Raw genomic sequence first — 14,941 nt, 5'->3', positions numbered from 1 at the left:
GAGCGTGTCCAGACTTTGCTCCGGAACGTGATCGACGGCTTGTAGGGAGACACGTAAATCCATCGAAAGGTTGACCTGCCTCAAGGCCGGACAGGCCCGGCGTGATCTGTTGCTTGCATGTCTGGATATATCAGATCCTTCCTCGAAATCGGATTGGGCGATGTCGGGCTGGCGGCAAGACCGCTTCGCTCGGCGAATTGTATTCGGCTCTCGCATCCCAAGGGGTTGCCGTCCCAAATGGCTTCGCCGTCACGGCGGACGCCTATCGCGAAGCGCTATCGCGAGACGGGGTCGCGGACAAGCTGCACCGTCTTCTGGACGGGATCGACAAGAGCAAGATCAGACAGCTCGCCGGCAAGGCCGCCAAGGCCCGCGAGGTCATATACAAGGCGATGGACACGCCGCTGCTGCGCGAGCAGATCGTAGAAGCCTATCGGCAGCTTGAACGCGAGGCCGGGATCGGGGTCGCTGTCGCCGTACGAAGCTCCGCGACGGCGGAGGATCTGCCGACGGCGAGCTTTGCCGGCCAGCACGAAAGCTTTCTCAATGTGCGCGGGCCAAAGGATTTGTTCGAAGCTTGCCGGCGCTGCTTTGCTTCCATTTTCACCGATCGCGCGATCTCTTATCGCATCGACAACGGCTTCGATCATTTCAAGGTCGCGCTCTCCGTCGCCGTGATGAAAATGATCCGTTCCGATCTGGCGGCGAGCGGAGTCGTTTTCACGCTCGATACCGAAACGGGTTTTCGTGACGTGGTCTTTGTCACCGGCTGCTACGGTCTCGGCGAAACCATCGTGCAGGGCCAGGTCGATCCAGATGAATTTTACGTCCACAAGCCGACGCTGAGCCAAGGTTTTCGCCGAGTGCTGCGGCGCCGGCTCGGAGCCAAGCAGATCCGTATGATTTATGGCAAGCGCGGGAGCAGTCATGCGACGTCCACCCGCAATGTGCCTGACGCCGAACGACAGAAATTCTGCATTTCCGACGCCGAAGTGCTGAGCCTTGCCGAGATCGCGGTCCGGATCGAAGCCCACTACTCCAAACATGCCGGCGTTTCGATGCCGATGGACATCGAATGGGCCAAGGAAGGTGTCGACGGGAAGCTATACATCATTCAGGCCCGGCCCGAGACCGTTGCCTCGCAGCGCTCGTCGGACTTCTATGAGACGTATAACCTGAAGGGACACGGCCCGGTCATCGTCAACGGTCGCGCGGTGGGAGAGAAGATCGCTTCAGGGCGTACGCGCCGCATTTCGACCGCGCGCGATCTGGCGGCCTTCAGGCCGGGTGAAATCCTGGTGGCGCCGGCGACCAGCCCGGATTGGGAGCCGGTCATGAAGATCGCGGCCGGCATCATCACCGACAAGGGCGGTCGCACCTGCCATGCCGCGATCGTGGCGCGAGAGCTGGGCATCCCCGCCGTGGTGGGCGCCACACACGCGACCGAGAAGATCAAGAGCGGAACCGACGTCACGATCTGCTGTGCGGAGGGCGATATCGGCAGCGTCTATCAGGGGGCGGTTGCCTTCGACGTTACCAGGACGCCAGTGAGCGAACTGCGGCAGCCGCGCACGGCCATCATGGTCAATGTCGGAACCCCGGAAATGGCGTTCCGCACGGCGATGCAGCCGCAGGCCGGAGTTGGCCTCGCCCGCATGGAGTTCATCATCAGTGAACATATCGGCGTTCACCCGATGGCGCTGCTCAAGCCGGAGAAGGTCACGTCAACCAAGGCGCGGACCGCAATCGCCCGCCTGACGAAGGGCTTCAAGAGCCCGGCCGATTTCTTTATTCAACGACTGGCGGAAGGCGTCGGCACCATCGCCGCGGCATTCTATCCGAAGCCGGTGATCGTACGGCTTTCCGATTTCAAGACCAACGAATATGCCAGCCTGATTGGCGGGGAAGGCTTCGAGCCGAGGGAAGAGAATCCGATGCTGGGATTCCGGGGCGCCTCCCGCTACAGTCATCCCGCCTACACCGAAGGGTTTGCCTTGGAGTGCGCCGCGCTCCGCCTAGTGCGAAAGGAGATGGGTCTCTCCAATCTGCGCGTCATGGTGCCGTTCTGCCGAACCGTCGAGGAGGGCCGCCGCGTGATCGCGACGATGGCTGCCAATGGACTGCGGCGCGGCGAAGACGGTCTCGAGATTTACGTCATGTGCGAGATCCCGAATAACGTCATCCAGATCGACGCGTTTTCTCGGTTGTTCGATGGCTTTTCGATTGGGTCCAACGATCTTACCCAGCTCACGCTGGGGGTCGACCGGGATTCCGATATCGTGGCCTTCGACTTCGACGAACGCGACCCAGGAATGCTGGAGATGTTCCGGCAGGCGGTGGTCGGCGCAAAGCGGAACCGTCGCCATATCGGCATCTGCGGCGAGGCGCCTGCGAACTATCCGGAGATCGCGCGATACTTGACAGGCCTTGGCATCGATTCGATCAGCGTCAATCCTTCAAGCGTGTTTCGCACCATGGCCGTGGTGTCCGACGCCGAAGCCAATCAACCAAAATCCGAGACGCGAGGCCTTCTCTCGCTGTAACGATCAGATCACAGCCGGGACGGCAGCGGCATGAATGCGTTCTGCCGCGGCGTTGACCCTGGTCATCGTCTTCGTAAGCTCGTCATAGACCCGGTCGTCGACGGTCACCGTGCCGAAATTCGAATCTTCGCCGTCGAAGCGCCCCTGCACCGGCTGATCGGCATGCTCGAACCAGTGATAACCGACCACATTCGGCTTGCCGAGGGCCGCCACAACGTAGCTCTCGAAGGCACGGGCGCGCTCGGTCTGAGTGGCCACACGCGGCCCCGCCCCTTTGGAATTTGTTAGGCCCGCGTCGTCGCCGCGGAAGGAGAATTCGGAGATCAGGCATGTCCTGCCGGTAGCGGCATAAGCGTCGATGACGGGACCGGGGTCGAACTCGTAGCAATTGAAGGAGATCACATCGAGGTGTCGACCGGCCGCGGCGATCACTCCCCGCGGCGGCTGCCAGCCGAACCGGGATCCGATCACGAGATGATGGGGATCAGCCGTCTTGATGGCCGAGACGCACACTTCGAAATACCTGTCAGCCACGACGGCCACGAAGGCATCGCAATCTGCTGAGAACGCCTCGCGGGCGGTATCTGCCAGGTTGGCCTTGGTCTCGAGCGCGTCGTTCAAGATGCCAGGCCGAAGCCTGACGAACGGCGCCACGACGTTCTCAATCCTGCCGAGTTCCTCCCAAGATCGCGCCCGTGTGCGCCATACCGCATTGAATTGAGCAAAATCCCGATAATGCGCCTGCAGACCCGAGATAGCGGCAACCCTGCCGGGACGATGAGACGGCAGGTTCAGAAACAGCGTCAGAAGTTCGTCGGCACCGCGCCAGTCGGGTGACCAGTACAGTTCGTTGTCGATGAAGGTACCGAGCAAGCCGGGATCATTGCGCCGATGCCTGCAACGTTGATCGGCGCTTGCGCGGATATGCGCCGAGAATTCGGGATCGAAGACGTCCGGAAAGACTTGCTCGCGCCGGTGCAAGCGGAAGGACGCGCCGAGCTCAGCGGTCGGCGCCGTCGCCAGCAATTGCGATCCCGCACTGGCGACGAGTTCGTCCGACCAGCAGCCAACCGTGTTGAACTTCCAGCTTGCCAGTCGGTCAGACACAACGGTGCGCCAGATCTGCAGGCTGCCGTACTTAGTCCGGCAAGCCTCGGCGTAGGGCACGCGTTCGGTCCCGCCGATCCGATCCTGATCGAAACGGACCGTATCGACCCCCTTCGAGAGAAATCTACCACCATCGGGATCGATGAGCCAGAATACGCCATTGCGCTCGGAAACGCGGAAGAAGCCGCTTCCTCTGAGGTCGTCGTCGACGTCCCCTCCCCATTTCGTTCTTTGCAAGCGCGGACCCCGGCAACGTTCTAAGGATATCAATCCATTGCACGAGCGGCTCGGGGCCTCTTGACCTATCTCAATACCACTCGGAACCGGCATGACTACCAATGTCGCAGTGAGACAACGTGCCTGAGATCAGCGGCTGACCGCGCAACAGCATACCGGTCGCCGATGAGCAGGACCAAGCAGGTCGTCCATGCCGACAACGCAACTGCCAAACACCGCCAGCCTGCGCCCCGGTTTCATCTGGGGCGTTTCCACCTCCAGCTTCCAGATCGAAGGGGCAACGAAGGAGGACGGGGCGCGGACTCAGCATCTGGGACATCTATTGTCAGTCCGGTGAAATCAAAAATCACAATACCGGCGACGTCGCGTGTGACCATTATCATCGCTACCGCGAAGATGTCGGCCTCATGAAGACGCTGGGCGTACAGGCGTACCGGTTCTCGGTTGCCTGGCCGCGCGTCCTGCCGCTGGGACACGGATCCGCCAACGAGGCCGGCGTTTCATTCTATGACCGGCTGATCGACGAGCTCGTGGCCGCCGGTATCGAACCGTGGCTGTGCCTGTATCATTGGGACCTGCCGCAGGCCCTGGAGGAGCGCGGCGGCTGGCTGAACCGTGAGTCGGCGGCGTGGTTCGCCGACTATGTGACGTTGATCGCCGCGCGATTTGGCGACCGGGTCAAGCGCTTTGCGACATTCAACGAGCCGTCGATCTTCAGCCTGTTCAGCCGTTCGCTCGGCAAGCGGGAGCATAGCAGCGAGGACAAGCTCCGCCGCATGATCCACAACGTCAATCTCGCCCACGGGGCGGCGGTGGATGTGCTTCGCGCCAACGTGATCGACGCCTCGATCGGCTGTATCCATAATCGACAGCCATGCCGGCCTTCCAGTGCAAGCGAGGCCGATGAAGCGGCTGCGGCACGGCTGGATGTGTACTGGAACGCGGCCTTTCCGGATCCGCAATGCCGCGGCGAATATCCGCCATCGATGCGCGCGGCAATCGAACCGCATATGCAGCCAGGCGACCTGACGCGGATTTGCCGTCCGCTGGATTGGTTCGGGCTGAACCACTATAGCCCGGTCTATGTCAAGGCACGGGCGGATTCGATGCTGGGCTACGACTTCGGCGACAAGCCCGCCAGCGTCCCCTTGACCCCGATCGGATGGCCGATCGATCCCGAGGCCTTCAGCGAGACGTTGCAGGCGGTCCACACACGGTACGGCCTGCCGATTTACGTGCTCGAGAATGGCTACGGCGATTCCGGCCAGCCCGACCAGACCGGTGCGGTGATCGACCCGGGCCGGATAGAGTTCCTGAAGGCCTATATCAACGCGATGAATAACGCCGCGGCCCACGGCGTCGATGTTCGTGGCTATTTCGTCTGGTCTCTGCTCGACAATTTCGAGTGGGACTCCAGTTACAGCATCAGGTTCGGCCTGACCTATGTCGATTATGCTTCGCTGCGGCGAATCCCGAAATCGTCGTTCGGCTGGTATGCCGGGCTGATCAGGGCGGTGCAGCCATGATCAAGGCGACGCTGGAAGGACGAGCCGCGTTGCTTGCAGATGTTGGAGGGACCAACGCCCGCTTCGCACTGCTGACTGACGGCGAGCTCGGCGCGATCACACATATGGCGGTCAAGGACCACGCTACCTCTCAGGAGGCCCTCGCTGCCTATCTCGGCGCTTCGGCCAGGGCCGAGAGGCCTGCTCATGCAATCCTTGCCGCCTCCGGCGCGGTTCAGAATGGCCGCTGCGCACTCACGAACAATTCCTGGATCGTCGACGCGGAGGAATTGCGCGGGGCCTATGGGTTTTCGGCCGTCCGTTTGATCAACGACTTTGAAGCGGTCGCATGGGCCCTGCCCCGGCTTGGCCCCGACAGTTTGCTGCAGCTCGGCGGGCGGCAGCAGGTGCCGGGAGCACCCCTTGCCGCGATCGGCCCCGGCACCGGCCTGGGAATGGCGGTGAGCATACCACACCCCGGCGGACAGATCGTTCTCGCCAGCGAGGGAGGCCATGCCACGCTGGCAGGCGGTTCGTTGCGCGAGGATGCGGTGATTGAGCATTTGCGACAACGCTTCGGACATGTGTCGGCCGAACGCATTCTGTCGGGCGCGGGGCTCGAGAACCTGTATGACGCTCTCGCCTGCATCGACGGCGCGACGCCGCCAAAGCGCCGCGCGTCCGACATTACGCGGGCCGGAATTGAGGGAACGTGTCCGATCAGCCGCTCCGCCGTTGACATGTTCTGCGCGATGCTGGGGTCCGTCGCGGGCAACCTCGCGCTCGCGCTGAACGCGAGAGGCGGGATATTCATCGGCGGCGGCATCTTGCGCCACCTGCCGGACTATCTTGCCGCGTCCCAGTTTCGCCAGCGCTTCGAGGAGAAGGGGCGGCTCCGAAAATTCCTCGAGCCGATACCGGCCTATCTGATCCTGGACGACGACGTCGCATTCGTCGGCCTCCGTAACCTGATGGAGGTCGAAGGCATTGGCTGAGATACCGCAACGCGACATCGTCACCCTGACCATCAACCCGGCTGTCGATATCTCGACCTCGGTCAGCAAGATGGTGCCCTACACGAAAATGCGCTGCGCCGAGCCTCAGCGCGATCCCGGCGGTGGCGGAATCAATGTGGCCCGTGTCCTGAAGCGGCTGGGCTTTGAGGCGACCGCAGTCTATCTGGCCGGCGGCGCAACCGGGCAAACCCTGACGGCGCTGGTTGAACGCGAGGCCGTGCGCAGCATCGTGATCCCGATATCGAACGATACCCGCGAAGACATCACCATTTTCGACGAGACCAGCCGGGAGCAATTTCGACTGGTGTTTCCGGGCGCTTTCCTCAGCGAATTTGAATGGCAACAATATCTCGACGCAATTGCGCGTCTCAGTCCGCAGGCTGCGTTTGTCATCGCAAGCGGCAGCCTGCCGCCGGGAGCCCCGGCCGATTTCTACGGCAGGGTGGTCAGGGCATCGACGGGGGCGGCAAAGGTCGTCGTTGATGCGTCCGGCGCCTCGCTCAAAGCCGCGCTGGAAGCGGGCGTCTATCTCATCAAGCCCAACCTTCGGGAGTTTCAGGAGCTGGCTGGGATCAGTGGCGCCGACGAGTCCTCGCTCCTGGAGGCGGGGCGCCGCCTGATCGATCGTTATCGCATCGAGATCATTGCTCTCTCGATGGGCCCCGGCGGGGCCCTGCTCCTGACGCGCGACATCGCCTTGCGTGCGAATGGCCTTCCTTTGGAGCCTGTCAGCGTTTCCGGCGCAGGCGACAGCTTCCTGGGGGCGATGGTGTCGCGCCTCGCCAATGGCGACAAGCTCGATAGCGCCCTGCGTTATGGTGTTGCCGGCGGTTCGGCGGCGCTGCTCAGTCCCGGAACGGGGCTTTGCCTCGGTGCGGACGTTCATCGCCTCGCATCCAACGTGAACGTCACAATCATAGCCGGCTATCATGCTTAGCAACGAGACATACCACTCGCCCGGCGAACGGCAGTTGCTGCTGCGCTTCTGGAAAAGTGCTCGCGGCTTCTGGAAAGGCAAGTCGGCGGGCTGGGCCTGGCTTCTCACCGTGTTGCTCGTCGCGACAGTTCTTCTGCAACTGCTGACCCAGTATTCGCTGAACTTCTGGAATCGCGACTTCTTCAACGCGGTCGAGCGCAAGGACGGGAAAGAGCTCCTCAGCCAGGCGCTGCGATTCATGCCGCTCGCTGCGGCCAGTCTGTCGCTCGCCGTCTTCTCGGTCTGGGGGCGGATGACGCTCCAGCGAAAGTGGAGAGCCTGGCTCAGCGATGAGCTTTACCGCTACTGGCTGGAGCGGGATCGCTTTGTGCGACTGAACTTCGTGGCGGGAGACTATCAGGCCCCTGAATATCGAATCGCCGAGGACTGCAGACTGGCAACGGACCTCCCGGTCGACCTCGTTCTCGGGCTCGTCGCTTCTCTCCTGACAGCGGCCACCTTTATCGGCATCCTCGGGGTGGTCGGAGGCAATCTCACGATCGATGCAGCGGGTCTCACTCTGACCATTCCCGGCTATCTGGTCGTCGCCGTCGTCGTCTATTCGATCGCCGTGGCAGCCGTGACGATGTTGATCGGCCGCCGGCTGACGGACGTTCTGGAGGAAAACAAGCGGGCCGAGGCACAGTTGAGGGCCGTTGGAACCCATGTGCGTGAAAGCGGAGAAAGCATGGCGCCCGGTATGAAAGGCGACGATGGAATTCGCGCGATCCACCCTGCCCTCAAGGCGGTGATTGCTTCGTGGCTGAACTATTGCTGGCAACTCGTGCGCCTCACAATCATAACCCACACGAACTCGCTGCTGACGCCCGTGATCGGCGTGCTGCTCTGCATGCCAAAATATGTTGCCGGCACAATGCTCCTCGGCGAGGTCGTACAGGCTGCGGCGGCGTTCGTTGTGGTCCAAAGTGCCTGCAGCTGGTTTACGGACAACTATCCTCGTCTTGCGGAATGGGCCGCTTCGGCCAACCGTGTTGCGTCGCTGCTTTTTGCGTTGGATAAGCTCGATCGTCCCGCCGTGGACAACGAGCCGGGACGGATACACAAGTACGCGGGAACGAACAGGCAAACATAGGCGCGCCGCCTTCAAGTCGAGAGCAGCGCTCACAGTAAATGCGCCCTTGGCGGACGCCGGAACGAAGGTCGCCGCGGCCCTATAGCTGATCCAGAACCAAAGATAATATCCGATCCCAAGAAGCGTCTTTCTAAAGCCACCCCACTCTGACCAGAACGTCGTGTCGCGCATATACTTATTGACGTCCTCGGTCGCAGCCCGCGTGCCCTCCCGAGTGATCTGCTCGAAATCGATATGCTGACGATCGCGGAAGCGATCGAGCAGTTTTCTCGAAAATCAACCGATCGGTGAGCGTACTGTGCCATTGCTGGTTCGAAGACGCGACTGTGGTTGCTGCGATCAGCTCGCCGAGGTTCCACGATACCACGTCAATCAGAAAGACGAGTGTCGCCAGGATTGTCCCTGTTTTTTCGTCTCGCTGAGCAAAAGCCGCAATGGCGACAAAGAAGAACACAGTCCAGCGGAAGGCGCCTACGGCCGAAGCTCTGTGAAGTGCGATTGGTGTAACGCTCATGCAGTTTGCCCCCTCGATCCTTATTAGGGCGCCAAGGCCGGGATCGTCACGCGAATTTTCTAGCCCTTGTGGTTCAGACGATGACGGAAGCACAGCACGCGGTGGCTGGACAACCGCCGAGAGCGAAGGCAGCTTTGCCCAGACAGGGAGACGGGCATGTCCTTCAAAGTCATCGACGGCGGCGGAGGGCCTTGGATGAGATGCGCGCTAGTCGCGCCGCCCCCCTCGCCGCAAGGTCATCAAGAAGCGCAAGCTGAAGCCGCACTCCCACCAGGAGGAGTTGTGCTGTAGGCGAGATTTCCACCCACGACCCGCAGTCGCCCGACGCCGTTCCGACCTGCTGGGAATCGACAATTTGACTCGGCTCTGGGCAAGCCATTCTTGGCGGGATGCCTCGCCCAATCAGACGCATCGGCCCTACCCTGCCAGGCGGCCGCCCGGTGAAGATCACCTTCGGCGAGATGCGCGAAATGGGTGTCAGCGGCGTCCTGATCTTTTAATCACGGGGTCCTGGGTTCGAGCCCCAGCGCGCTCACCAAGCAAATTCAATAGCTTACGCCAGACCATCAACCGATTGAAAAAGCCCCGTGTGGGCACTGTGCTGACAATTCGATTGCTGCTCTCACGGTCGGAGATCTCGGCCCTGCAATTGTTTGCCGTAACAAGCAGGCCGGCGCGCTCCTCAGCCGTGGTCGCCTGCCCTGCCAATTCCAGGCAGATGCGCTCCATGCGCGCGAGTTCGTCGATGTCGTGTTGATATTGCCCCATGCGGCTGATCAGACTCCGGCGCCCCGCTCAGGTCAAGGACGGGCCGCGTAAGGAGCCTTCGACCGCGACACGCGTTAAGGACCAGAGCAGGAGGACGGAGGCGGGTTATGAGTACCATCCCCCTAGACCTTCAACGAAGGTTCGAACAGCGCTGGGCCGCCCGATTTCCGCCGTCGGGGGGAGCGGTTGCAACTCGATGGGATCGGCCTGAAAAGCATGATCGGCAGCTGGCCACGCCCAGAAAGGGCAAAAGAAAAAATCGCCAAGCGAACCTAGCTCGTTCAAGTTCAGCGCCGACGGCGTGAGCGCGGGACCGAAGCCCCCACGACGCGCAGTAGCTCGCGCGCGTTCCGAGACCCAAGGGATTGATAATTTGACTCTGGCCTGCGCCGCGTTTCGATGGCGGCATGCCCCGCCCTGCCCGCCGCCACACGCCCACGCACGTTGACGGCCGCCCCGTCAAGATCACTTCGGCGAGATGCGGGAGATGGGCTTGCGCGGCGTCCTCGTCTATTGCCATTGCGGCCATCATATCGCTCTGAACTCTGAGCGCCGATCGCTGGCCTGACGATGTTCGCCTCTCTGGTATCGAGCCGCGCTTCGTCTGTGCCGGTTGCGGCCGCCGCGGAGCTGAGGTCAGGCCAGATTTCGAGAGCGGCGTGCCGCCGCAGTTCGCGAGCTCGAACGCACGTGAGACCGCTGCAAAAAGGCCATATTTCGCGTGCGAGTTGATGAAGCGGGAACTTTCGGCAATTGGATACATTGCTGGTCTCGCCGCTTATCGCGTCCCTCGGGCCTGAGGAGCAGTCGTTGAACCGGGAATTAAAGGAATTCCGCAGGCTCGAACGCGCTTGCAGAGAGCACGCAGCCATCGCTTCCCTCGATCTTGAGCGTGAGGGTCTTCTCAAGGTGGCGGGGTATTATCGGAAAGCTATCGAAGCTTGCAACGCCACCCCACAGCGGACAGCCACCCGCAAATTTCCCAAGGAAGGCCCGCCAGCGTGAACCGTGGCGCTGCCTTTCCACGTCCCCACACGCAGCGACCCCGCCTCGCTGATAGCGTGGTAGGGCCGCCTGCCTTTCCTTGCTGGGGCTGGAAGGGGTAAAGCCAGCACGGTCGGCAAGTTCAATTTACGCCGGTGAAGTGCCGAAACGAACTGCCCAAAAGGGGCACTCCGTCGGAGGCGGAAGGTCTGCGAAAACCACACGGACCCGATGAACAGACATTACGTCCCGGAGCTCAATCCCAAGGGCAAGGAACCGCATATTGGGGACGACGCAAGCTGAAACGGGATCAATGATCGTCTTCTCTCGGGAGACGCCACACGATTTTCATTTTTAGTCGGAATCAAATTGAGCCGTTGCTTCAATTATAAGGACGTCATTCATGACCAAGGAAAATTGCCTGATCGTCCACGTTGCTGGAAGACAGTTGGATCTGCTGCGAGGAGAAGCCTCGCGCATTGCAAAGGACAGTAAACTTGATTGGTGGATCGATCATGCCGATGTCGGCACGCGCTTCTGCTTTGAAGATGCGAAGGCGAAAGAAACCTTCGCTCTCACCTGCGACAACTTCGGCGTTCCGTGCCGCGACGGCTAGGAACTAAGCCAAACGGGAAAAGCCGCAGGGTGGTTCCAGCCCCCACTGCGGCATTCCCGGACAACTAGAAATTGGCTGGTACTCAAATCTCGCCGATGTTCTCACAGTAGAAGACCCCGTTCCGAAAATGGACTCCGTACAACTACCGGAGTTCGACGTCTCACGGATTGCAGCTTAAGAGCGAGCGTGGCACGGCTTGCATTCCAGCCCCCAAGGCTCCCGGCTGCCGATTCAATTGCGGATCAGAGCGCCGGGAGCGCCGAGGCCCGCCAGCGTAAACCAGCGGGCCAGTTCAGTGCGGGAACCGTCCCAAGCGTTTCGTTCGACCTATCTTCAGCTTTCCGGCGCCGCAACTGCAGCCGGCATACTCAGCGGCGCTCCTCCAACCGAAACAGGCCCCACCGACTTCGACTGCCGGACCATCCGTTTGCGCATCGCCGCGGACAGTCCATAGCGAGCATTCGCTCTTCGAATGGAGGACGTGACGTCCGACATCATTGCGCCTTGCAGCGAGTCCACCTTCGCGATGAGCGTGGACAGCTGCGAAGATATCTTCCTCACGTCGAAGCGTTCGTCCGTGATGCTCTGGCGCAGGGACAGCAGCACCATTGTGTCCTGCTGCAGCAGCGCCGCATTTTGCTGCAATGCTTGGTTGTTCTCCTGCAGCGAAGCCGTGTGCTGCTGCTGGGCCGACTGGATATCCTTCAAGGCGGCGACAACCGGATCCGGTTTCGGTGCGGATGCGTCCCGGCGCGGAAGCAGTTCGGCCAGACTGCCGATATTCAGCGACGAGAAATCGGCCGGCGATGTATAGATGGCCGCCGAGCCGTTGATGGCCAGAGCACACACCGACAGCGCCAGGACCGATTTCCGGCTGGAGCGCTTGACCGGAACTGGAGCTTCCGGGGCGGCGGGTTCGGGCGCGGCGGCTGCGAGCGCGAGCGCTGCGGGGTCGAGTTGTTCGACGAGGCCTTGCGCTTCCAAAGTCGTGGTCATCTGCATTGACCTCATGAGCGAGCAAAAGGAAGCCGACGCCGGAACGTCCTCGCGACGGCTCCTCTACGCAGCACCCACCTACAACTGTCTAAAATTGTAGGCTTTTCGGCTTAATTTCACGTTAGCGGCCGGGCCGCCCGGCAGGCCCAGCCACCCCGGCCGATTGCGGGGTCCAGGCGATGGAATGAGCAATGGGGCAGCCTGCTCCGAAGCGCGACAAAGCCGCGAGACAACGCCCTCAAAAGGTGTAAGATTCAGCAAAACAGGAGGGAGCGGCATGTTTGAAATCAACGGTTTCGACACGGCAGGCGTCGTCAGCCTCAAGCGGCTGTCACTCGAGGCCGCCCTCAAGAAGGCCAGAGAGCTCGTCGCGGACGGGTGCTGGGACGTTCAGATCGTTGATCCAACCGGCCGGATATACACCTCGTTCGAGGAGCAGGCCGCGTAGCCACCCCGCCTTCCCTCTTCTGAAATTACCCCCATCAGATCGCGTTGCGCGAATTCCGGGCGTTGCCGTGATCCAACTGAAAACCCCAGCGCCTGGTGGGAAGCGCTGGGGCGTTTTCAAAATATCAATCGGTAAAGCAATGCGGCCTTCATAGCAGCGGCCGCGGAGACCGACTGTGAACCGGTTCACAGCACGTCGCCGATTTTTCCTTGTCTACGACGGTCGCCGGCGCTGGCCGACAACGTAACCGACCCGCTATCCGCCTCGGCCGACATTGGACGAGGCGCTGTTCAGCCATCGCTGCGTTGCTTCATCGCTCCAGCCGGGGACCGCGAAGCGCGCCCGGGGATTCACTTCAGCGCCGGAACGATCGACCGTAAGCGACGTTCGCGTCCCATTCGCAAAGGTTTGGCGTGGGGATTGCAGTCTGTTGATCAACGTGTTTGCAAATCGTTGGCGGGGGGTATGGAGGCGGCAACGACGGAGAATTACGAGGTGCGGCCGAACGACCAGGGCAGGAGCTCGTCGATCCGGGACTGCGGGTGACCGGTTGCGATCGCTTTGAGCGTCGCTTTCATCCAGACGTAGGGCTCCACGCTGTTGATTTTGCAGGTGGCGATGAGCGAAGCTATGCGCGCCCATGAACGACCACCTTCGTCGTGACCAGCAAATAAACTATTTTTACGCGTCAGAGTCAGCGGCCTGATTTGATTTTCGACGGGATTGGTGTCCATCTCAACGCAACCATCGTCGAGAAACAAGGTGAGGCCATCCCAATGGTTCAGGAGATAGGCGATCGCCTTGCCCATCTCGCTGCCCGGCGACAGGCGAGCGGCTTGCTCGCGCAGAAACCTCTCGAGTTCAGCGACGAGCGGCCGTGATCGCTCGTTACGGGTCGTTTGCCGAGCCGGGGCGTCGGCGCCACGGATCTCCTTCTCGATCGCATAGAGTGCGGCGATGCGCGCGAGAACGGCTTCGGCGATGGGTGAGCCGGCTTTCGGAGTCGCTGCGATGATCTTGCGCCTTGAGTGGGACCAACATGCGGCCAGCCGCAGCGGCACGCCGCCTTTGCGCTTGGGCCGTGCGAGCCGATGATAGCCCTGGTATCCGTCGACCTGAAGGATGCCGTCGAAGCCCTCGAGGATGCGCTCAGCATGGTCACCACCGCGTCCTGGCGCGTAGTGGTAGACCACGATTGGTGGATCAGCGCCGCCGTGGCCGCGATCGTCGCGCAGGACAGCCCACAGATAGCCGGTCTTCGTTCGGCCCCGGCCCGGATCGAGCACAGGCGCCCTGGTCTCGTCTATGAACAAGCGGCCCGATTGCTTCATCACGACGCTCATGCGCTCGACCAGCGGCGCGAGGTGGAAGGCGACCGTTCCCATCCAGTCTGCCAGAACGGCGCGATCGATGAAGATGCCATGCCGAGCCAGAACCTGCGACTGACGATAGAGTGGCATGTGCTCGCTGAACTTGGCGACCGCCACCTGCGCCAGCAGCGCCTCGGTGGGGATGACCCTCCACGAGATGGGCGGGCGCCGGCGCCTGAGCAACACCGGTGCAGCCCTTTGCGCAGGCGTAGCGCGGTCGCACCGTCTCGATCACACGATACTGGGCGGCCATGACATCGAGACGGCGGGAGCGATCCTCGCCGATCTGGACCATCCGGCCGCAGCCGCAGGGACACTCGAGGTTCTCGGGTTCGATCACCTGCTCGATGCGCGGCAGGTGCGCGGGAAAGGCACGGGCAGCGCGCCTGGTCCGGCGGCTGGACGGCGCCGTGCCGGCGCGGCGCGCACGATCGTCCTGGCGTTCCTGGACTTCGGCGATGGCAATCTCGATGTCCTCGAGAACCAGTTGCATCTGATCGGGATTGAACTTTTCCGAGCGTTTACCGAAACGTGCGCGCTCGTACTCCTTCACGAGCAGTTCGAGGCGTTCGACGCTCTCTTTGGACGCAGCCAGTTCACTCTCGACATGAAGGCGCGCCGAGCATTCATCGTCTGCGCGACGACGCTCGGCTTCAATCATCGCTTCCTGCGCGCGGAAGAGCGCGCGCAAATCGGCGGGCAGCGCTGCAAGACGGGCGGGATCAAAGGGGGACGGCGGCACATCCGCAAGCTATCATCCCAAAGCCC

The 14,941-nt window shown here is 61.7% G+C and carries 7 protein-coding genes, 1 tRNA gene and 4 pseudogenes; 9 read left to right on the top strand and 3 right to left on the bottom strand.

What is annotated here, in order from left to right; all coding sequences use genetic code 11:
- Positions 1 to 117 precede the first annotated feature (117 nt).
- Positions 118 to 2,543 (top strand): annotated as a pseudogene (gene ppsA / locus ACFLEY_RS22970) (phosphoenolpyruvate synthase).
- A 3-nt stretch (positions 2,544 to 2,546) separates the two neighbouring features.
- Here the strand turns inward: ppsA and ACFLEY_RS22965 are convergent.
- Positions 2,547 to 3,887 (bottom strand): agarase, encoded by a 1,341-nt coding sequence (locus tag ACFLEY_RS22965; RefSeq protein ID WP_396604938.1) that lies wholly within the window; start codon positions 3,885 to 3,887, stop codon positions 2,547 to 2,549.
- Positions 3,888 to 4,077: 190 nt separating this feature from the next.
- On the opposite strand from ACFLEY_RS22965, the pseudogene ACFLEY_RS22960 reads away from it, so the two are divergent.
- The 7 genes and pseudogenes from ACFLEY_RS22960 (at position 4,078) to ACFLEY_RS22930 (ending at position 11,359) form a co-directional block, all read left to right on the top strand.
- A pseudogene (locus tag ACFLEY_RS22960) lies at positions 4,078 to 5,413 on the top strand (GH1 family beta-glucosidase).
- Positions 5,410 to 6,387, top strand: a complete 978-nt coding sequence (gene glk / locus ACFLEY_RS22955) for a glucokinase (protein ID WP_060912151.1) — start codon at positions 5,410 to 5,412, stop codon at positions 6,385 to 6,387. The pseudogene ACFLEY_RS22960 and the gene glk overlap by 4 nt, the downstream one beginning before the upstream one ends.
- Positions 6,380 to 7,345: a 1-phosphofructokinase family hexose kinase gene (locus ACFLEY_RS22950; RefSeq protein ID WP_060912150.1), complete on the top strand. Its 966-nt coding sequence runs from the start codon at positions 6,380 to 6,382 to the stop codon at positions 7,343 to 7,345. The genes glk and ACFLEY_RS22950 overlap by 8 nt, the downstream gene beginning before the upstream one ends.
- Entirely contained in the window at positions 7,338 to 8,477 is a 1,140-nt protein-coding gene (locus ACFLEY_RS22945) for an SbmA/BacA-like family transporter (RefSeq protein ID WP_011087429.1), read from the top strand. The genes ACFLEY_RS22950 and ACFLEY_RS22945 overlap by 8 nt, the downstream gene beginning before the upstream one ends.
- A 972-nt stretch (positions 8,478 to 9,449) precedes the next feature.
- Positions 9,450 to 9,529, top strand: a tRNA-OTHER gene (locus ACFLEY_RS22940).
- 637 nt (positions 9,530 to 10,166) lie between these two features.
- Positions 10,167 to 10,418: pseudogene (locus tag ACFLEY_RS22935) on the top strand (hypothetical protein); the annotation flags it as partial.
- A gap of 728 nt (positions 10,419 to 11,146) precedes the next feature.
- Entirely contained in the window at positions 11,147 to 11,359 is a 213-nt protein-coding gene (locus ACFLEY_RS22930; RefSeq protein ID WP_060912148.1) for a hypothetical protein, read from the top strand.
- 333 nt (positions 11,360 to 11,692) lie between these two features.
- Here ACFLEY_RS22930 and ACFLEY_RS22925 read toward each other — a convergent pair whose 3' ends face one another.
- Positions 11,693 to 12,361, bottom strand: coding sequence for a hypothetical protein (locus ACFLEY_RS22925; RefSeq protein WP_038967478.1), 669 nt, complete (start codon positions 12,359 to 12,361; stop codon positions 11,693 to 11,695).
- Between the two features lie 271 nt (positions 12,362 to 12,632).
- Between ACFLEY_RS22925 and ACFLEY_RS22920 the strand changes: the two genes are divergently transcribed.
- Positions 12,633 to 12,803: a hypothetical protein gene (locus ACFLEY_RS22920; RefSeq protein ID WP_165448161.1), complete on the top strand. Its 171-nt coding sequence runs from the start codon at positions 12,633 to 12,635 to the stop codon at positions 12,801 to 12,803.
- A 488-nt stretch (positions 12,804 to 13,291) separates the two neighbouring features.
- Here ACFLEY_RS22920 and tnpC read toward each other — a convergent pair.
- Positions 13,292 to 14,834 (bottom strand): annotated as a pseudogene (tnpC, locus tag ACFLEY_RS22915) (IS66 family transposase).
- Between the last annotated feature and the right edge of the window lie 107 nt (positions 14,835 to 14,941).

This window comes from Bradyrhizobium sp. YCK136, from assembly GCF_044570075.1.
GTDB lineage: Bacteria > Pseudomonadota > Alphaproteobacteria > Rhizobiales > Xanthobacteraceae > Bradyrhizobium > Bradyrhizobium diazoefficiens.
The sequence above is the reverse complement of the archived record's forward strand: the minus strand, read 5'-3'. Positions and strand labels throughout refer to the sequence as shown.

Excerpts from the sequence above, each read along its gene's own strand:
- ACFLEY_RS22930 (WP_060912148.1), top strand. The coding sequence starts at position 11,147 with ATGACCAAGGAAAATTGCCTGATCGTCCACGTTGCTGGAAGACAGTTG.
- glk (WP_060912151.1), top strand. The coding sequence starts at position 5,410 with ATGATCAAGGCGACGCTGGAAGGACGAGCCGCGTTGCTTGCAGATGTT.
- ACFLEY_RS22925 (WP_038967478.1), bottom strand. The coding sequence starts at position 12,361 with ATGCAGATGACCACGACTTTGGAAGCGCAAGGCCTCGTCGAACAACTC.
- ACFLEY_RS22920 (WP_165448161.1), top strand. The coding sequence starts at position 12,633 with ATGTTTGAAATCAACGGTTTCGACACGGCAGGCGTCGTCAGCCTCAAG.
- ACFLEY_RS22945 (WP_011087429.1), top strand. The coding sequence starts at position 7,338 with ATGCTTAGCAACGAGACATACCACTCGCCCGGCGAACGGCAGTTGCTG.